Annotated in this window: 16 protein-coding genes and 1 pseudogene; 9 read left to right on the top strand and 8 right to left on the bottom strand. The window is 41.2% G+C overall.

Translation table 11 applies throughout. The features are described from left to right. Positions 1 to 4 precede the first annotated feature (4 nt). The 6 genes from guaD to xdhA are packed head-to-tail and all read right to left on the bottom strand — an operon-like array spanning position 5 to position 6,924. Complete coding sequence (gene guaD / locus H5159_RS06825; protein WP_182780062.1) at positions 5 to 1,369, bottom strand: guanine deaminase; 1,365 nt, start codon at positions 1,367 to 1,369, stop codon at positions 5 to 7. Between the two features lie 2 nt (positions 1,370 to 1,371). After that, positions 1,372 to 1,722 carry a hydroxyisourate hydrolase gene (uraH, locus tag H5159_RS06830; protein WP_259399097.1) on the bottom strand — a complete coding sequence of 117 codons (351 nt, stop codon included), beginning with the start codon at positions 1,720 to 1,722 and terminating at the stop codon, positions 1,372 to 1,374. Further along, on the bottom strand, positions 1,719 to 2,219 hold the full coding sequence (gene uraD, locus H5159_RS06835; RefSeq protein WP_182780063.1) for a 2-oxo-4-hydroxy-4-carboxy-5-ureidoimidazoline decarboxylase: 501 nt from the start codon (positions 2,217 to 2,219) through the stop codon (positions 1,719 to 1,721). The genes uraH and uraD overlap by 4 nt, the downstream gene beginning before the upstream one ends. Next, positions 2,216 to 3,106, bottom strand: a complete 891-nt coding sequence (gene xdhC, locus H5159_RS06840; protein ID WP_182780064.1) for a xanthine dehydrogenase accessory protein XdhC — start codon at positions 3,104 to 3,106, stop codon at positions 2,216 to 2,218. Before xdhC ends, uraD begins: the two co-directional genes overlap by 4 nt. Continuing rightward, entirely contained in the window at positions 3,099 to 5,438 is a 2,340-nt protein-coding gene (gene xdhB / locus H5159_RS06845) for a xanthine dehydrogenase molybdopterin binding subunit (protein ID WP_182780065.1), read from the bottom strand. The genes xdhC and xdhB overlap by 8 nt, the downstream gene beginning before the upstream one ends. Continuing rightward, positions 5,425 to 6,924 (bottom strand): xanthine dehydrogenase small subunit, encoded by a 1,500-nt coding sequence (xdhA, locus tag H5159_RS06850; RefSeq protein WP_182780066.1) that lies wholly within the window; start codon positions 6,922 to 6,924, stop codon positions 5,425 to 5,427. The genes xdhB and xdhA overlap by 14 nt, the downstream gene beginning before the upstream one ends. Positions 6,925 to 7,122: 198 nt before the next feature. On the opposite strand from xdhA, the gene H5159_RS06855 reads away from it, so the two are divergent. From H5159_RS06855 to H5159_RS06895, 9 genes are all read left to right on the top strand, one after another. Continuing rightward, positions 7,123 to 8,682, top strand: a complete 1,560-nt coding sequence (locus H5159_RS06855; protein WP_182780067.1) for an ABC transporter ATP-binding protein — start codon at positions 7,123 to 7,125, stop codon at positions 8,680 to 8,682. Further along, entirely contained in the window at positions 8,679 to 9,782 is a 1,104-nt protein-coding gene (locus H5159_RS06860; RefSeq protein WP_182780068.1) for an ABC transporter permease, read from the top strand. The genes H5159_RS06855 and H5159_RS06860 overlap by 4 nt, the downstream gene beginning before the upstream one ends. A 3-nt stretch (positions 9,783 to 9,785) precedes the next feature. Then, complete coding sequence (locus H5159_RS06865; protein WP_182780069.1) at positions 9,786 to 10,712, top strand: ABC transporter permease; 927 nt, start codon at positions 9,786 to 9,788, stop codon at positions 10,710 to 10,712. Between the two features lie 72 nt (positions 10,713 to 10,784). Continuing rightward, positions 10,785 to 11,852, top strand: a complete 1,068-nt coding sequence (locus H5159_RS06870) for a BMP family ABC transporter substrate-binding protein (RefSeq protein ID WP_182736689.1) — start codon at positions 10,785 to 10,787, stop codon at positions 11,850 to 11,852. 74 nt (positions 11,853 to 11,926) lie between these two features. Continuing rightward, positions 11,927 to 13,303 (top strand): uracil-xanthine permease family protein, encoded by a 1,377-nt coding sequence (locus H5159_RS06875; RefSeq protein WP_182780070.1) that lies wholly within the window; start codon positions 11,927 to 11,929, stop codon positions 13,301 to 13,303. Positions 13,304 to 13,332: 29 nt separating this feature from the next. Beyond that, entirely contained in the window at positions 13,333 to 14,067 is a 735-nt protein-coding gene (locus H5159_RS06880) for a DUF5020 family protein (RefSeq protein WP_182737705.1), read from the top strand. A gap of 137 nt (positions 14,068 to 14,204) precedes the next feature. Further along, a complete protein-coding gene (locus H5159_RS06885) occupies positions 14,205 to 14,801 on the top strand; it encodes an RDD family protein (RefSeq protein WP_182780071.1) in 597 nt (198 codons plus the stop codon). A gap of 135 nt (positions 14,802 to 14,936) precedes the next feature. Continuing rightward, on the top strand, positions 14,937 to 15,338 hold the full coding sequence (locus H5159_RS06890; protein ID WP_076924301.1) for a hypothetical protein: 402 nt from the start codon (positions 14,937 to 14,939) through the stop codon (positions 15,336 to 15,338). Positions 15,339 to 15,916: 578 nt separating this feature from the next. Continuing rightward, positions 15,917 to 16,552: a trimeric intracellular cation channel family protein gene (locus tag H5159_RS06895; protein WP_004334621.1), complete on the top strand. Its 636-nt coding sequence runs from the start codon at positions 15,917 to 15,919 to the stop codon at positions 16,550 to 16,552. A 2-nt stretch (positions 16,553 to 16,554) separates the two neighbouring features. Here the strand turns inward: H5159_RS06895 and H5159_RS06900 are convergent, their stop codons facing one another. Together H5159_RS06900 and H5159_RS06905 are read right to left on the bottom strand one after the other, a co-directional pair. Next, entirely contained in the window at positions 16,555 to 16,989 is a 435-nt protein-coding gene (locus tag H5159_RS06900; RefSeq protein WP_182780072.1) for an N-acetyltransferase, read from the bottom strand. Positions 16,990 to 17,086: 97 nt separating this feature from the next. After that, positions 17,087 to 18,553: pseudogene (locus tag H5159_RS06905) on the bottom strand (DASS family sodium-coupled anion symporter). Positions 18,554 to 18,810: the final 257 nt, after the last annotated feature.

Raw genomic sequence — 18,810 nt, forward strand, 5'->3', positions numbered from 1 at the left:
TAGGTTAAGCCTCTTCTAATTGCGGTGTATGGGTAGCTGAAAACTGCTCTTTTTCATCGCGCTTATACACGCTTTTACCCATAATGTAGGTTTGTTCAATACAGCGGTCATCACCTAGCATCATCATGGCAAAAAGTTGCTCGTGCAGGGTTTTTGCATGGCCAATTCTGAATTTTAAAAACGAGGTGGCCGCGTAGTCCATTACAATAAAGTCGGCTTCACAGCCAATAGCAAAGCTACCTATGGTGCCTTCTAAATCAAGCGCTCGTGCACCGCCCAAAGTAGCTAGGTACATGCCTTTAAACGCGGAAAAGCGCTGGCCTTGTAATTGCTGAATTTTGTACGCTTCGTTACCTGTTTGTAGCATAGAAAAACTTGTGCCTGCGCCTACATCGGTACCCATGCCTACGTTAATACCGTGCTCTTCACAGGCTTTTAAGTTTAATAAGCCTGAACCTAAAAATAAGTTAGAGGTAGGGCAGTGCGATATGGCCGCGTTGTTATCTGCAAGGCAACAAAGCTCGCGCTCAGATAAATGAATACTATGGGCAAATACCGAGCGTTTACGCACCATTTTAGCTTGCTCGTACACGCCAAGGTAATCTTCGGCTTCAGGAAATAACCCTTTTACCCATTCGCACTCGTCTTTGTTTTCAGATAAGTGGGTATGCAGGTAGGTGTCGGGGTATTCTTCTAATAATTGAGTACATTTTTGTAGTTGCTCAGGGGTTGATGTAGGAGCAAAACGCGGTGTAACTGCGTAGCTTAATCTATCAACATTATGCCATTTTTCGATGAGTACTTTTGATTGATCGTAACTGGTTTGCGCGCAATCTGATAAATCGTCAGGGCAGTTTCTATCCATCATTACCTTACCGGCAATCATACGTAAATTACGTTTTTGAGATTCGTTAAAAAACGCATCTACCGATTGCGGGTGCACAGTGCCAAATACCAATGCGGTAGTGGTGCCATTACGCAGTAGCTCATCTAAAAAGCGATTAGATATATCTTTTGAATAATGCTCACAGGTAAACTTTTTCTCTGTCGGAAACGCGTATTCGGTAAGCCAGCTTAAAAGCTGCTCGCCATACGCGCCGACCATTTCGGTTTGCGGTAAATGTATGTGCGTGTCTATCATGCCGGGCATAACCAGTTTGCCATCGTGGCGAATAATAGTGGCTGAGTTATCTAAGCTTGGCAGTATGTCTTGCTCGTAACCTAGTTTAACCACTTTGCCGTTTTGAATAACTAACGCGCCTTTTTCAAAATAGCGATGGGCGCTTTCACCTGCTATGGCAGGGTCGTCAACAAAATCGAGTATGTTGGCACAAATTACGGTCATTTTATTATTGTTTTGGGGGCTCATAATTAGCTGCCTCTATACGTTGAGTAGCCAAACGGGCTAAGCAATAACGGAATGTGATGGTGTTTTTTGTCTTGTAATCTAAACGTTATTTGCGCCTCTGGGTAAAACGCTGGCATTTCTTTATTTTGATAATAACTATCTAAATCAAACTCCAGTTTGTAGGTTGTAAATTCTACGTCTGTATCTAGCCAGTCGGTAATTCGCCCATCAGTATCTGTTTTGCCTTGAGTAATTAAATGCCACTCGTTATTGCTCTGTACAAATAATTTTACTGCTACATTTGCAGCCGGTTTACCAGTGCTGGTATCGAGAATATGGGTGGTGATAGGGCTTTTATTCATACTTTTATTCATAGCAATGACTCCAATCTTATTTTTGTTATTTTGGCTTGTTCGCCCGCGGCAATATTTAGCTCTGTACTGCGGGTGTTGTGTATGCGCTGCTCTATGAGTTTAAGCATTTGTTCGGCCGTTTTACCGGTGGCGCACACAATAAAAATAAAACCAAACGTGCTGAGGTACTCTTTATTAAGGGTAATCATTTTTTTAAGCACGGCTTCGTTTGCTTTGCTCATACCCGATTGCTCATGCCCCGCTTTTTGCGCAGTGGCGGCGTATTTTTTGCTAAGGGTTGATAAATCGCCTATTTGCGGGTGACCTTCAAAGGCTGCTAAATAGTCGCTTTCGCCTAGGCTATCCCATACGCTTTGCGCGCTTTGATATAGGTGCTCTTTATTTTTAAATGGCATGATATTTAGCATACCGCTTACCCAATTTGGTGCTGCGCAGCAGTGCTCTAAAGCTTGGTGAGCTTGCGCTGCATTTAAGTTATTAATTTTTAAGCTACTCATGCGCTTTCTTCCTCGTGCGTGGTGCTAATTAAGGCATTTTTAAGTGCGCGCCATTGCAAGCCTTGGCGTTTGGGTGCGTGGGTTTGCATAGCTTGATAAAGGCCAATTAACTGCCCGCTAATTGATATTGCTACTTCCATAGGGAGCTTGCCCGTTACATTTTCAAGCCCAACAGGGCAGGTCACTTGTTGTATTTGATCGGCTGTAAAATCGCGATGGGCTAGGCGTTGCTTAAAACGTTTAGCTTTAGTGTCAGAGCCAATAACGCCTAGCCAATTGGCATCAGCGCGTTTAATAATGGCTTGGGTGAGTGCAAAGTCGAGCTGGTGGTTATGGGTTAATATTAAGTAATTGTTAGCTTTTGGTGCGCGTTTTACTTGCTCTGTTGGCTCTTCATCAACCACTTTTACTACGTTATTAGGGATTGATTGTGGGAATACATCGGCGCGGCTATCTATCCAACGTATACGCATAGGTAGTTGTGCCAATATACCAATAAGCGACTGTGCTACGTGGCCTGCGCCGTAAATGTCGAGGGTAAATCGCTCGCATTGCATGCACTCAAGCATAACGGTGGCAGCTCCCCCGCAGCATTGGCCTAAATTTGCACCTAGGTTAAACTGCTCTATCACTTGGGCGGCTTCGCCTTTGGCAAGTAGTTCGCGAGCTTTTTCTATTACTACGTATTCAAGGTGACCACCGCCAAGGGTGTCGTAAATATGCTCGCCGCTTATTACCATTTTAGAGCCTGTGCCGCGTGGGGTTGAGCCATTTGTGCCAAGCACTGTGGCAATAACATAATTAGTGCCGCTTTGTTCGTGCTCATTTATAGCCTGCGCCCAATTTTGAGTATGAAAACCCTGAAACGACTCATTTAAATTAGCCATGTTGATGCTCCTTAAACCAGCTAGCGGTTTGCTCAATTGCATTTAATACACGCTCAGGTGTAGCAGGCGTATCAAGTGGGGCGGTGTATTTGTAATCAGCCACACTGCTTATGGCATTACGAATGGCGCTCCATACACTAAAGGCCAGCATAAATGGCGGCTCGCCTACGGCTTTTGATCTAAACACGGTGGTTTCTGGATTTGCTGAGTTATAAAGATTGACGTTAAATTCGGCAGGGGTATCGCCAATGGCTGGTATTTTGTAGTTGGCAGGGCCAAAGCTTGCAAGCTGGCCTTTATCATTCCATTGTAAGTCTTCGGTTGTTAGCCAGCCCATACCTTGTACAAAGGCGCCTTCAATTTGGCCTATATCAAGAGCTGGATTAATTGAACTGCCTACATCGTGCAGTATATCAACGCGAGTTACCGTGTTTTCGCCAGTTAGGGTATCTACTTCTACTTCGCTGAGTGCTACGCCGTGAGCGTAGTAAAAAAATGGGCGGCCTTCACCTTTGGCTCTATCGTAATGAATTTTTGGTGTGGCGTAATAACCGGTAGATGAAAGCGATATACGATTCATGTAAGCAAGATTTGCAAGTTCGCTAAAGCTAATTTCCCCTTTACTAAAAGTAATGAGGTTATCTTTAAATACAACAGTATTGCTGTCTACTTCAAAGTGCTCGGTAATAAAATCAATTAAGCGCTCTTTTATTGTGTTTACTGCATTTAGCGCCGCCATGCCGTTTAAGTCGGTACCACTTGAGGCCGCTGTTGGTGAAGTGTTTGGCACCTTGTCGGTACGCGTAGCACTAATACTTACCGCGTTAAAATCGACCCCAAAGCCATGGGCTACAATTTGCGCAATTTTGGTATTCAGCCCTTGGCCCATTTCGGTGCCGCCGTGGTTTAAATGTATAGAGCCGTCGCTATATACATGCACTAATGCACCAGCTTGGTTTAAATGTTGTACCGTAAACGAAATACCGTATTTAACCGGCGTCATTGCAAGGCCTTTTTTTATAATAGGTGACGATACGTTAAATGCTTTAATAGCCTCTTTACGTGCCCAGTAGTCACCCGACTCCTCAAGCTGAGCAATCATATCTATTAAAATATGTTGCTCTACGGTTTGATGGTACGGCGTGGTATCGCGGCCTTTTTTGTATAAATTAAGTTTTCGGATCTCAAGCGGATCTTTACCTAATTTGGCGGCTATATCGTCCATTATTAGCTCGCCCATAATCATGCCTTGCGGGCCACCAAATCCTCTAAATGCGGTATGGCTTACGGTATTTACTTTACAGCGATTACCCTTAATTGTGGCGGCTGGGTAGTAGTAGGCGTTATCGACATGAAACATGGCGCGGTCTACAATTGCATCTGATAAATCAGGCGAGTAGCCACAAAATCCGTTTACGGTAATGTCGGCACCTTCTATTAAACCATTTTCGTCAAAACCAACATGATAGTGATTATAAAACGGGTGGCGCTTACCGGTTAATTTAAAATCGTCGCTACGGGCTAGGCGCATTTTTACTGCGCAGCCAAGGTGGTAAACCGCAAGAGCTGCAAGGCATGCCCATGGTGCGCCTTGGGTTTCTTTGCCGCCAAAAGCACCGCCCATACGGCGGGTTTCTACGTTTACAAAGCTAAATGGCTTTTTTAAAATTTTAGCAACTAAGTGCTGCACCTCAGTAGGGTGTTGCGTAGAACACTGAACATGAATGCCCCCGTCGTTATCAGGTTGCGCCAGCGCTATTTGGCCTTCTAAATAAAAGTGTTCTTGCCCGCCTATGTTTATTTCGCCTTTAAGCTGGTGGGTTGCGTTATTAATGGCGTTTTCGCTGTTACCACGGTTAAGTGAATGGGGCGGCCTTACCCAATGCTCTTTGCTAATGGCTTTTTTAATATCAAGTATTGGAGTAGTTTGCTCGCACTCTATAACCACTAAACGTGCCGCGCGGCGCGCTATTTCATAGGTGTCGGCAACGACAATTAATACAGGTTGCCCGTGGTATTGAATTTCATGGCTGGTCAGCAGTACATCACCAGGAAATACCGGGCCAATATCTAATTTACCCGGAACATCTTCGGCCGATAAAATACGTTTAACGCCTTCAACTGCCAGTGCGAGACTGGTATCTATTGATTTAATAAAGCCGCTTGTAACAGGTGCGAGCACTGGGTAGGCATGCAGGCAACCGTAAGGCTCAGGGTTATCGTCGGCAAAATTTGCACTGCCACAAACTTGTTTAATAGCGCTTTCGTGATATTTAGATTCTCCAACGCTACCACCTTGCGCTTTTAGTTTATCCATTTCAAAGTGACGCATGTGAGATCCTCGTAATGGCAATGTTGTTATTGTTGCGTGCTTGTGGCTCACAAAACTCAATACCAATGCGTTGTAATAAGTTTTTGCTTACCGTGGTGCGGTAATGCGCACTGCTTCTTACATCGCTCATGGGCGTAAAGTCATCGTTAATAGCCGTTGCTGCGTCTATAAAACTACTTACTTGTAATGATTGAGATATCAGCTTTTGCTCAATATGCTGCGCGCGCTTAGGAATAGCAGCCATACCGCCCATAGCGCAGCGGGCTTGAGTAATCATGTTTTGTGAATGCTCTATAGCAAGCACCAAACAAACGGTAGATATATCGTCTTCAAAGCGTTTTGATATTTTATGACATGCCAGTTTTAGCGACTTTGGGCGCTTTGGAATGGTGAACTTACTAATTACTTCATCGCTTTTAAGAGCTGTTTTTTTGTAATCAATGAAGTAGTCGGCAACTTTAATAGTGCGCGTACCAGCGCTGCTTAATAAATCCATTGATGCATTAAGAGCGATTAAAAGGGGAGCGGGATCGCCAATAGGAGAGGCATTCCCTATGCTGCCACCAAGCGTGCCGCTGTTACGTACTTGGCTTGATCCTAAGCGTTCAAATAGCTCTTTTGACTCTGGGTAATGGTTATAAAATACTTCAACAAACTGGCTATAAGGTAGTGCTGCACCAATGTGTAACTCACCGTTATTATCTGCCAAGGTGCAAAACTCCTTTACTTGGCTAAGGGAGATAATTACATCTGGTAAGAGCATGTTTTGGCTAAGCTCAATGGCAAAGTCGGTGCCACCAGCAACTAAATGTGCATAAGGATAAAGCGCTTTTAGCTCAACAAGTTGCTGGGCAGTTTGTGGTAAGTAAAATTTACGAGGACCATTTTTTAAAAATGGAATATCGTCATCATATTGCGTATTAAGTGATGCTTTAAATTGAGCGGCCATTGCTGAGTACGGTTCAGCTTTACGCTCATAGCTATAGGCTTTTTCGGCTGCAAGTAATATAGGGCTATAACCTGTACAACGGCATAAGTTACCGCCAAGTGCATGAATAACCGCTTTTTTACCAGGGTACGTTGGCTCATTAATATAAAGAGCCAACAAACTCATTATTATACCGGGCGTGCAAAAACCACATTGCGAACCATGGCACTCTACCAGTGCACGTTGTACGGGATGTAAATCGGTTAAGTTTGGGTATAAGCCAGTAGTCACAGCCTCTACCGTTACTATATGTTTTGCATGCGCATTACCTAATAACAATAAACAGCTGTTCATTGTTTTGTATTGCCAACTAGTTTGCCCGTTTGCATTTATACGCTCTTCACCCACTAATATTGTGCACGCACCACAGTCGCCAGTTGCACACCCTTCTTTGGTGCCCACTTTCCCTTTTTTGGTGCGTAGCCAGTCCAAAATGGTGAGACTTGGCGAACATTCTTGTACTTCAATTGGCGTGTTATTTAATAAAAATTGAATCACACAGACCCCCTTAATTTTTATAAAGCCCTGATACATAAAGGCTTGGCGTATGTTTTTTCTTGTTGTTTGCGCACGGGTAAGAAAAATACTTTTTCATCTTGGTAAGTATATTGCAGTTACCATGCCATTGTTGACCGGTTGGTCAGTTGATGTTTTGAGTAGGCTAAATTGCTCATTAAGTACAAATAGGCCCTAATAATGAATAATAAATACCGCCTTACTATGCAGGGAATGACAAAGCAGTATCCCGGATGTATAGCCAATAATGACGTAACCTTAAAAATTAAGCATGGTGAAGTGCATGCCTTATTAGGTGAAAACGGTGCAGGTAAAAGCACATTAATGAAAATGCTTTATGGTGTGGTTAAACCTGACCAAGGGGACATGTTTTTCAACGGCCGTATAATGAATATAAAAGAGCCTGCTGATGCCCGTGATTTAGGCATTGGAATGGTGTTTCAGCACTTTTCGTTATTTGAAACACTTACGGTCGCCCAAAATATTGAACTAGCGTTAGGTGATTTAGCAGGGCATAGCAGCACGCTTGCGGGTCGAATTACGAAAACATCAACACATTATGGTATGCCATTAGACCCCCATAGACTGGTATCAACACTTTCAACTGGCGAGCGCCAACGAGTAGAAATTGTTAGATGCTTATTATTAGATATTCAGTTACTTATTTTAGACGAACCCACTTCAGTACTGACTCCACAAGAAGTCGATGCATTATTTAAAACCCTAAAGTCACTTAAAAAAGAAGGCTGCTCTGTGCTGTTTATCAGCCATAAACTGCACGAAGTGATTGAGCTATGTGACAGTGCGACCATTTTGAGAGGCGGGAAAGTAAGCGGGCATTGTATTCCTAAAAACGAAACTAGTGAGTCAATTGCTAGGCTGATGGTAGGCGACAACACGCCAATTAGTAACCAAACTCGCAGAGCTTTGGGTACTGCGGATTTTTTAACCGTTAATAATCTAACCACCGCCGCACAAGCATTATTTGAAACACCCCTTAAAAACATTAACTTTGCAGTACAGCAAGGCGAAATAGTGGGGATTGCGGGTGTTGCTGGCAACGGACAAGAAGAGTTATTAAAAGTGCTTTCGGGGGAGCAAATTCAAGCTAGTAGTAGCGCCATTAAATTTAAAAATACCGTAGTTGATGCACTGTGCCCGCTAAAAAGGCGCCGCCTTGGGCTTGCATGTGTGCCAGAGGATAGGCTTGGGCGAGGAGCTGTGCCCACTATGGATTTAGCACAAAATGCACTGCTTACTAGTTTTGATAATGGGCTGGTTAAAAATGGCTTTTTAGTAAAACAAAAAATTACTGAGCTTGCTAATAAAATCATTACAAAATACAAGGTTAAAACGCCAAGTTTTCGCACTCATGCAGCTAGCCTTTCAGGTGGTAATTTACAAAAATTTATTATTGGTCGCGAGGTAGAGCAAAGCCCAAAACTACTCGTTATGTCGCACCCTACTTGGGGTGTAGATATAGGTGCACAAGTGGCGATACATGAAGCTATTTTAAAGCTTCGTGACGAAGGGTGTGCGGTACTCGTTATTTCAGAAGATTTAGATGAACTTTATAAGATTTGCGACCGCATTGGCGCAATTTGCGATGGAAAACTGTCTCCTATTTTAAACACCGATACCGTACCGCTTGTGCAGTTAGGACAGTGGATGGCTGGCGATTTTAGTGACGACCTTAATAATCTGCCTACATTACAAACATCAAAAGGGGCTCTAGCATGATTAAGTTAGAACCACGTGTTCAGCGCTCGCCGGCTTGGAGTTATTTCTCTCCTGTCTTAGCTATCTTACTCACATTAATAACCGGTTACGTGGTGTTTGCCTTATTAGGGCATGACCCGCTAAATGCCTTATATACATTGCTTATAGCACCTGTTGCCGATTGGTATGGTGTAACTGAGCTACTTGTAATGACCATTCCTATTTTGCTATGCGCCTATGGTTTAGCGCTTTGTTATAGAGCATCGGTTTGGAATATAGGCGCAGAAGGGCAACTGCTTATTGGTGGTGTATGTGCAAGTGCTGTAGCCGTTAACTTTGTTGACTCATCAAGTGCTTTTGCAATGCCACTAACATTACTTGCGGGTATTGCTGGTGGCATGTTGTGGGCGGGGCTTGCTGCTTTTATGAAGCTGTGTTTAAACACTAATGAAATTTTAGTCACCATAATGCTCAACTACATAGCAGTAAATGTATTGCTGTGGGCTGTTCATGGGCCACTCAAAGATCCTCACGGTTATAACTTTCCTGAAAGCGCATTGTTTGGCGATAGCACGTTATTGCCTGTTTTATTCGACGGTACTCGATTGCACTTAGGCCTAGCGTTTGCGTTATTAGCGCTATGCGCCACTTGGGTGTTTATTAGTAAAACCTTTATAGGCTTTCAAATACAAGTACTTGGGCTTGATGCATCCGCTGCCAAAATGGCGGGTTACAAGCGAGCATTATTAATTACAGGAGTGTTAGTTATTAGCGGTGGCTTAGCGGGGCTTGCTGGTGCGGGCGAAGTAGCTGGGCCTATTGGGCAGCTGGTTCCGCAAATATCACCTGGTTATGGCTATGCCGCCATTATTGTTGCTTTTTTAGGGCGATTGCACCCAGTAGGAATTACGTTCGCGGGCTTACTAATGGGGCTTATTTATATGGGAGGTGAGCTTGCGCAAATTAACATGGGTTTACCAAACGCCATTACCGGTATTTTTCAGGGGTTAATGCTGTTTTATTTACTCTCGTGCGATGTGCTTATTACTTATCGCCTTAGATTTTCGCTGCCATTTAAACAACAAAAAGCGCAGCCAATACATATTGCACAGGAGTCTTAAATCATGGAATTAGATGTAATTACTAATATTTTATACGCCACTATTCGTACAGGCACTCCCTTATTGCTGGTGGCGCTGGGTGAGATGGTATGCGAAAAAAGCGGCACCTTAAATTTAGGGCAAGAAGGCATGATGCTTTTAGGCGCAGTGGCAGGGTTTATAACTATGTACCAATGCGAAAACCTATTTATTGGTTTTACGGTAGCAGCTTTGGTCGGGGTTATGGCCTCACTTATTTTTGCTTTTGTAGCACTTAATTTAAATGCTAGCCAAGTAGCGGCAGGTTTAGCGCTGACTATTTTTGGTACAGGCCTCTCGGCATTTTTAGGTGCTGACTATGAGGGAAAAACTATTAACGCGTTACCTACTTTAGCAATTGCAGGGTTTGAGCATATTCCGGTTTTAGGCAAAGCGCTATTTTCGCAAGACGCCATTGTTTATTTAAGTTGGGGTTTAGTGTTTGGTGCGTATTTGTTTTTTAAATATCACAGAGCAGGGCTTGCAGTACGAGCTATTGGCGAAAACCCAAGTGTGGGCAATAACTTAGGATTACCTGTAATGCGTACACGTTATTTAGCCGTAATGTTTGGCGGCGCACTGGCTGGCATTGCGGGCGCATACTTGTCGTTGGCTTATACACCACTTTGGACTCAAAACATGACGGCAGGGCGAGGTTGGATAGCTCTTGCTTTAGTGGTGTTTGCAAGCTGGCGTATTGAGCGCGTAATGCTTGGCGCTTATTTATTTGGCTTTGCCAGCATTATGCACTTAGTGGCACAGGCTTTTGGGTGGGCTGTGGAGTCTAACTTACTGGCCATGTTGCCTTATGGTGCAACGCTTATAGTACTGATTATGCTAAGTAAAAATAAACAAAAATTAAAAATGTACGAACCCATGTGGCTAGGTAAACCTTGGCACAAGGGTCATTAAATTAATTACAAAATCAATAAGGTAAATCACCTGCTACAACAGGATATTAAAAATATAACACGGAGAATAACAATGAAAAAACTTATAACAGCACTCGGGGTTGCATTGAGCTTAGGCATAAGCGCATCTGCTATTGCAAAAGATAGCGTAAAAGTTGGCTTTGTATATGTAAGCCCCATAGGTGAGGCCGGTTGGACTTATACACATGACTCTAGCCGCCACTACCTAGAAGAAAAGTTTGGCGACAAAATAGAAACTACTTTTGTTGAAAGCGTACCAGAAGGAGCGGATGCAGAGCGTGTTATTACGCAACTGGCTAAAAGCGGGCACGATTTAATATTTACCACGTCGTTTGGCTACATGAACCCAACACTTAAAGTGGCTAAACGATTTCCTAATGTAAAGTTTGAGCATGCCACAGGCTATAAACGCGCAAAAAACGTAAGCACTTACTTTGATCGCATTTACGAAGGACGCTACCTAACAGGTGTTATTGCAGGACACATGAGTAAAACCGACAGCATTGGTTATATTGCTGCGTTTCCTATTCCGGAGGTAATACGCGGTATAAATGCATTTACGCTTGGCTTGCGCTCAGTAAAGCCGAATGCAAAAGTAAAAGTAGTGTGGGTTAATAGCTGGTTTGATCCGGGTAAAGAGCGTGAAGCTGCCGATAGCCTAATAGATCAAGGCGTTGATATTATTACTCAACATACTGATTCGCCTGCACCACTGCAAGCAGCGCAAGCCGCTGGTATTTACGCTATTGGCTACCACTCAGATATGAGCGGATACGGTAAAAAAGCACATTTAACGGCAGCGGTTCATCACTGGGATGAATTTTATGCAGATCGCGTACAGCAAGTACTTGACGATAAATGGCAATCGCAAGATATATGGAAAGGGATAGGCTCAGGGATGACTCGCTTGGCGCCGCTAAGTAAAGATATTCCAAGTGATGTAGTAAGTGAAGTAAATGCTATTTCAGAGAAAATTGGTAAAGGTGAATTTCATCCATTTACTGGCCCTATAAAAAATCAGCAAGGTGAGCTGATTATTGATGCGGGTAAAACAATAGACGACAAAACGTTGTTGGGTATGGATTTTTATGTTGAGGGCGTTGAAGGGCAGCTTAAATAAGCGGTTAACGCAATAACAATGAGTTAATCACTTAGACAAATACAGTGGCTAACTCGCAAAACGTAGAGGTTTATATGTCAATAAATACAAGCTCGTCTGACGATATTATATATGCAGTTGATGACAAACCAGGCGTAACTGAATCATTTTTTGCCGCACTACAGCACGTACTCGCAAGCTTTGTAGGTATTATTACACCCACGCTTATTATTGGCGGTGTGCTTGGTTTAGCTGCTGAAATACCTTATTTAATTAGTATGGCATTATTTGTATCTGGTGTGGGCACGGTTATACAAGCGCGGCGTGTTGGCCCTGTGGGTTCAGGATTAATATGTGTGCAAGGTACAAGCTTTGCCTTTTTAGGGACTATTTTAGCAACAGGCTTTACCGTTAAAGCCACCGGAGGCAATAACGAAGAGGTCCTTGCCACTATATTTGCAGTGTGCTTTTTGGCCGCTTTTGTTGAAGTATTTATTAGTTTTTTTATTAGTAAATTAGGCAAAATAATTAAGCCAGTAGTTACTGGTGTGGTCATCACTACTATTGGTATTTACCTAATTAAAGTAGGTATGACTGATATAGGTGGCGGGCAATGGCTACTTACTAATATGCCTGAAAAATTTGCTTCAACGAGCAACTTAATTGTTGGTTTTTCGGTTGTGGCTTTAGTGGTGCTGCTTAATGCAAGTAAAAACCAATGGGTGAGGCTAACGGCTGTGGTAGTTGCAATGATACTTGGCTGGTTACTTGCGTTTGTATTAGGTATCGCTAATTTTAAATTAGGTGAATTTGACCTAATTGCTATCCCACTGCCTTTTAAATACGGCTTTAATGTTGATTTTGGTGCACTCATAGCCTTTGGTTTTTTATACCTTATTACTGCAATTGAATCGACAGGCGATATTACTGCCAATTGTGCGGTTTCTAAGTTACCTGTTAGAGGACCTAGTTACTTAGCACGTATTCGCGGCGGTATTTTAGGTGATGGTGTTAACTCGATGATTGCCGCTTTATTTAATACTTTTCCTAATACTACTTTTAGTCAAAACAACGGCGTTATTCAGCTAACTGGAGTTGCCAGCAGATATATTGGCCTGTGGATAGGCAGTATTTTAATCATTCTTGGTTTGTTTCCTGTGATTGGCGCTGTATTACAAAATATACCTAAACCTGTTTTGGGCGGTGCAACGCTTGTAATGTTTGGCACCGTAGCAGCCGCTGGGGTCAAAATACTCGCCAGCGAAAAAATAAATCGCAGAAGTTTACTTATTATTGCGGTGAGTTTGGGGCTCGGGCTAGGTGTTAGTTTTGTACCGGAGTTGTTTGCAAACGCACCTAAGTTAGTTACTGCCATATTTGGTAGTGCAGTGACGGTGTCGGGTATCACCGCAATAATAATGACGTTGGTACTACCAGAAAATTACTCAGCAAGTACGGATCATCTTAACTAAACTAATAAAAATCATAAAAGGGATTAACAATGAAAATCAAAACAATAAAAAAATTAGCATTAGTAACTGCAATTGCAATGTGCTCAACAGGTGTATCGGCTAAAGAGCTTTGGTCTGATTTTAGTATTACCGCAATGACAGGAGCCGACTACCTAGAGCCGTTTTCAGGGGAGGAAGATGATAGAAGTGTTGTTACTATAGAGCATGCATCGGGCCATACTTGGGGCAGTACGTTCTTCTTTATGGATAGGCTAAGTAATCCCGATGAAGTGTACGGTGAGCTAAACATAAACCCTACTCTTTACAAGCCACAAAATAGCTTTGTTAAAGAGGTGTTTTTAGGCCTACAAACAGAGTATGGCTCGGGAGATACGGATCAAAATAACTATTTATTAGGGGGCGGTGTATCACTTGATGTACCTGGCTTTCAATATTTTAATGTGGCTTATTATCGTCGTTTTCAAGATGAAATAGGTATAGAGCGTGAAGATAACAACCAAATAACAGTCACGTGGGGCTACAACAAAGGTAACTTTAGATACGATGGCTTTTTAGATATTGTAGATAGCACCGACACAATGTTTGGTAAAAGTGAAGGTGGCTTTAACTTTACCTCGCAGATTAAATACAATATTGCCCCTATGCTCGGCTTAGATACAGGCCGCCTTGATGTGGGTATTGAGTATGTTTATTGGAAAAATAAATTTGGTGTAGATGGGCAAACCGAACATAATCCAAACTTGCTAGTTAAATGGCATTTTTAACAGCAAATTGAATGGTATTTAATTAATAATTAAAGGCTACTTTTTAGTAGCTTTTTTATTTGATAATTTTAAATAATTGAATAGCTTAAATTAATTGTGTTAAATTACTTTTTAATAACACTATATGGATTTTTTGCATGGATTCTGAAATTGATTTTTCTACCTACACTTTAGATGAGCTTTACTCATCAGCGAGAGCTATAGATCGCGAAGCCTACCCAGATCGAGCAAAAGAAATAGACGACTTAATTGAAACGCGAGAAGCACAGAACCCATCTGAAAATATTGTATCAAAAGTAGCAGGAGAAAAAGCAACGCGCTCAGACAGGCTAGTGGCTGCTATTGTTGATGGCGTTTTAGGTGTTGTTTGTTTTATACCTGTATTCATACTCGTAGGGTTTGATAATTTAAGCCAACCAACACTTACTTTATCTGCAGGTTTGCTAGGTTATGGCATATTAAGCACGTTAGTGCTTCATGGTTACCTTATGTACCAACGCGGACAAACAATTGGTAAATCTTTCATGTCTATCCGTATTGAAAATTTAGATGGTACACAAGCAAGCTTTACTACAATTTACTTTAAACGCATGCTTTGTATGCAACTATTATCACTTGTCCCTTCGGTAGGTCAGTTTATAGCTGGTTTTGTTAATCCATTATTTATATTTGGAAAAGATAAACGATGTTTACATGATCATTTAGCGGGAACAAAAGTGAGTTATGTAGATTAATCAGGATATTAATTATGGCAGCTTTGCCCGGATTTAAGTTTGATTAGCAAAAGTTACAAAATGGCGTATTTCACTAAATTGGTAATATAATTAAAAAACCTTACCGATTTTTTTGACTAGTAACCAAGGATGATTATGAAAAACAACACACAACTAATTTTAGCACTAGCGGCCTCTTTAATTTGTTACTCAACATATATTGTATTGATAGATAAACCTTTTAGTTTGCAAGCGTTTAACCTGTTTTTATTTCCCGTTATTTTATATTTTGTGTTTATTCGTTCGCGCAATGTTGAGCAAAGCCCGTTAAAGGCTGTACGCGTTGAGGGGCAAATATTATACGTTTATAAGCAAGTGTTTAATATTAACGATATTAACAAAGTTGTCATCGACAAAACTAAGAGGCACGGTGTATTTGCACTACCGTATAATCAAGTTGATGGTAAAACAACTGAGTTTATTTTCAATAAAGATGCGTTTGAATCTTTAAAATCCTACCTTTTACAAAACATTCCAAATGTAAAAATTATTGAATAAAGTAAAGAAGTAACAATGAATTTAAAGAGCATATATTATTCATTGGGTTTCTTACTGCGGCGAAAATCAATGAGGTGATAAATGAGAATATTTAGGAACACAAACGAGTTTGATAAACTGTCGAGGTGTTACGCATGTATTAAATGTGGTACTTGGGTGAGCATAAAAGCCCAAAACTGTATGCAGTGCCAGCATAGTTTTACCAATAATGATAAAAGCTCAATGCAAACACTCTATAATCAAAATAAAGAACAAAACTGGCAACATGCAATATTGCCTATTATTTTTGTAATATTGGTAATAGCTTTATTGTTCATTTAATTTTTGCTTAAAATTTAAAAGTGCTCGACTGCAACTCTGTAACAAAATCCCTCTGTACTTTAACGTGTAAAAACTACCCATAATTAAAATAATTACTCTTGTTAATCCTTCACTAAATATCACATAGCTAACGTTTTTTAATAAATGAAATAAGCTTATAAATTTCAGTCACTTAAATTGTGGGTTTATTTATATTTACTCAGTTTTTTGGCACGTAAGTTGATACAGCTCCTAATAAACTTTAAAAAGGAATTACCATGACTGCTGAATACTTTATGGTACTAGGGTTACTCGGTGTTGCATTTTTTGCTGTTGCAGGGGCATTGCTTGGGTATGAAAAAAACATTAGTGGCTTTGGCGTCGTAGTGGTTGCAACCGTTACTGCACTAGGGGGCGGTACCCTCAGAGATATACTTTTAAACAAACCAGTATTTTGGATTGCTACCCCAGAGTATTTATATTCAACCTATGGGGCCGTTATAGCAACAATTGCATTTATTCGATATTTACCGCGCGTTAATAATTACTACTTTTTATTAGTAGACGCTGTGGGTATGGCGTTATTTAATATTATGGGTATAGAAAAAGCACTCATTAATGGCTCTGGTATGGTGGTCGCAATTACCATGGGTATCACTACAGGTATATTTGGTGGTTTAATACGTGACGTAATTTGCCGTGAGGTACCAACTGTTATGCGCAGTGAACCATACGCCTCTGCGTGTTTAGCGGGTGGTGCAGTCTATGCTGCTTTATTTAGCCTTAATGTAGATTACATTTGGTGTATTTTAGGCTCATTTTTCACGACTATCTTTTTAAGATTAGGCTCTTTGCATTGGGGTTGGCATTTAACTATTTTCAGAAAAAAAGACTTCAGAGATCAAAGCGACTAATTTTAGCTACGAGTAGCTCGCGTTTGCATGTGGTACTCGTAATTATTCTCATCAGTTATAGTAAAACCCAGCCGCTTATAAAGTCCTAATGCTGGGTTGTTTTTAAGCACGGTGAGTTTAATGGGTTTTGACTGCGCATTTGTAATAACTTGTTCAATAACCGCTTTCCCATACCCTTTATTTTGGTGCAATGGATGTATTTGTAATTGCATTATTTCAACGTATTGAGCGTGTGTTTGGTATTTTAAAGTACCAATTGGTACCTCATTTATAACTATAAGATGGGAGCAGTCATATTGATCATTAAGCCTTAAAACATGCTGTTGATCTGTTAAAAATAACCCGGCATTTTCTAAGTGTTCGACCATAGTCAGTTTTCTGAGGCTTAATAAGTAGTCTTGGTCTGAATATGCTGCCTTTATGAATTTAAAAACCATAGTGCTCCCTTGCAACAGCCTCAATGTTTATATTTGTAGAACTAACTAAAATAAGTGCGCAGTATTAAATGTGCAAGCCAAACTAACAAAGGCAAGACTACCAATACCCAAGTGCTTTCCACCAAAGCCCGCCAATAATTCCCCATACACTTAAATTAATAACGCTCATTATAAGGCCCATTACCCACCAGTCTTTTAACGATACATAGCCTGAGCCAAACACGATGGGAGATGTGCCTGTTGCGTAATGCGTTAACGACATCATGAGTGATGAAGCGCCAGCTAACAGTAAACCTAAAAATAAAGGCGGAGCGCCAAGCGCTAAACCTGCGGCGTAAAATGCGGCAAACATAGCAGTAATATGTGCTGTGGTACTGGCAAAAAAGTAATGAGCCTAAAAATACACAGCTACCAATATAATAGCCGATACAATCCAGTCAAAGCCCAGTTGCGCAATGTTGCTCTCAACAAGTGTTGAAAACCACGCTACCAAACCTAGTTTATTTAAAAAAGTGGCCATCATTACTAATGCAGAAAACCAAACAACGGTATCCCACGCAGACTTTTCTTTAAGTACATCGTCCCAGCTTAATACACCAGTCACTAATAATACCGACAAACCCAAAAAAGCCACTGCGGTTGTGTTAACTGCGTAGTCAGCCCCTAAAATCATTGCAGGCACGCCGGCCCATAAAATAAGCAGCATGGCAAAAACACCCACCATTATTTTTTCGCCGTAACTCATTGGGCCCATTTCAGTTAATTTAGATTCTGCGTAGGTTTTAGCATCGGGCGTACTTTTAACTTCAGGTGGGTAAATGGCATAAACAACCAAAGGCACAAGGGCAATACATAGCAAACCAGGAACAAGCGCTGCCAGCGCCCACGTACCCCAAGTAATACTAATATTTGCACCAGTAGCATCTGCAATAAGCTTTACAATTAGAGGGTTAGGAGCCGTGGCGGTAATAAACATAGCTGATGTAATAGGGTTTATATGGTAGCTAACTAAAGCAAGGTAGTGGCCAATTTTACGAGAGGTGCCTTCCTCAGGAGACGAGCCAAAGCTTGTTGCTATCGACTTCATAATTGGGTGAACAATAGCGCCGCCTCGCGCGGTATTACTTGGCGTCACAGGCGCTATAACAAGTTCAGACAGCGCGAGGGCATAGCCAATACCAATAGTTTTTTTACCAAAAAAAGAAATAAAATTATAGCCAATACGATTTCCCAAACCGGTTTTAGCTAAACCCCGAGAAATAATAATAGCAATACCAATCAACCAAATTAATGAGTTAGAAAAGCCACTTAATGCATCTTTAATAGCGCCAGATGGGCTGTCATTAGTTACGCCGGTTAACGCAACAGAAGTAATAGCTAAAATAGCAATGGCGCCGATAGGCATTGCTTTACCAATAATGGCAACTACAGTACCAATAAATAAAGCGAGCAAATGCCATGCGTTTTCGGTAACACCTTGCGGAGGCGGTACAGCAAACCAAAGTAGTAAAACAATGGCTATAGAAATCAGTCCAGAGGTAACTCGAATATCAGTACCCTTCATTAAAAATGTCCCTAAGTTTTAGAAATGCATGCATTCTGTTTATTGAAAAGGCGACGTTATTCTACTTCATTTAATAATAAAAAAGATGACGCACATCATATGAATATTAGACTTATTTAATTTTATTAATAAAGAGGAAATAAACTATAAACTAAAGTGATTGATTACATTACCCGATAAGAGCTTACAGTGTGCTTAATTAACTCTGATTTTTAAGAGTTAGCTTGAATTGTTTTATAGGTTCGTAAGGTCTTTAT

Source organism: Pseudoalteromonas sp. SG43-1 (assembly GCF_014164415.1).
GTDB lineage: Bacteria > Pseudomonadota > Gammaproteobacteria > Enterobacterales > Alteromonadaceae > Pseudoalteromonas > Pseudoalteromonas distincta.

Coding starts and splice junctions, on each gene's coding strand:
- H5159_RS06885 (WP_182780071.1), top strand. CDS start 14,205: ATGGATTCTGAAATTGATTTTTCTACCTACACTTTAGATGAGCTTTAC.
- uraD (WP_182780063.1), bottom strand. CDS start 2,219: ATGAGTAGCTTAAAAATTAATAACTTAAATGCAGCGCAAGCTCACCAA.
- H5159_RS06895 (WP_004334621.1), top strand. CDS start 15,917: ATGACTGCTGAATACTTTATGGTACTAGGGTTACTCGGTGTTGCATTT.
- H5159_RS06865 (WP_182780069.1), top strand. CDS start 9,786: ATGGAATTAGATGTAATTACTAATATTTTATACGCCACTATTCGTACA.
- H5159_RS06860 (WP_182780068.1), top strand. CDS start 8,679: ATGATTAAGTTAGAACCACGTGTTCAGCGCTCGCCGGCTTGGAGTTAT.
- H5159_RS06875 (WP_182780070.1), top strand. CDS start 11,927: ATGTCAATAAATACAAGCTCGTCTGACGATATTATATATGCAGTTGAT.
- xdhB (WP_182780065.1), bottom strand. CDS start 5,438: ATGCGTCACTTTGAAATGGATAAACTAAAAGCGCAAGGTGGTAGCGTT.
- H5159_RS06880 (WP_182737705.1), top strand. CDS start 13,333: ATGAAAATCAAAACAATAAAAAAATTAGCATTAGTAACTGCAATTGCA.
- guaD (WP_182780062.1), bottom strand. CDS start 1,369: ATGAGCCCCCAAAACAATAATAAAATGACCGTAATTTGTGCCAACATA.
- H5159_RS06870 (WP_182736689.1), top strand. CDS start 10,785: ATGAAAAAACTTATAACAGCACTCGGGGTTGCATTGAGCTTAGGCATA.
- uraH (WP_259399097.1), bottom strand. CDS start 1,722: ATGAATAAAAGTATGAATAAAAGCCCTATCACCACCCATATTCTCGAT.
- xdhC (WP_182780064.1), bottom strand. CDS start 3,106: ATGGCTAATTTAAATGAGTCGTTTCAGGGTTTTCATACTCAAAATTGG.
- H5159_RS06855 (WP_182780067.1), top strand. CDS start 7,123: ATGAATAATAAATACCGCCTTACTATGCAGGGAATGACAAAGCAGTAT.
- H5159_RS06900 (WP_182780072.1), bottom strand. CDS start 16,989: ATGGTTTTTAAATTCATAAAGGCAGCATATTCAGACCAAGACTACTTA.
- H5159_RS06890 (WP_076924301.1), top strand. CDS start 14,937: ATGAAAAACAACACACAACTAATTTTAGCACTAGCGGCCTCTTTAATT.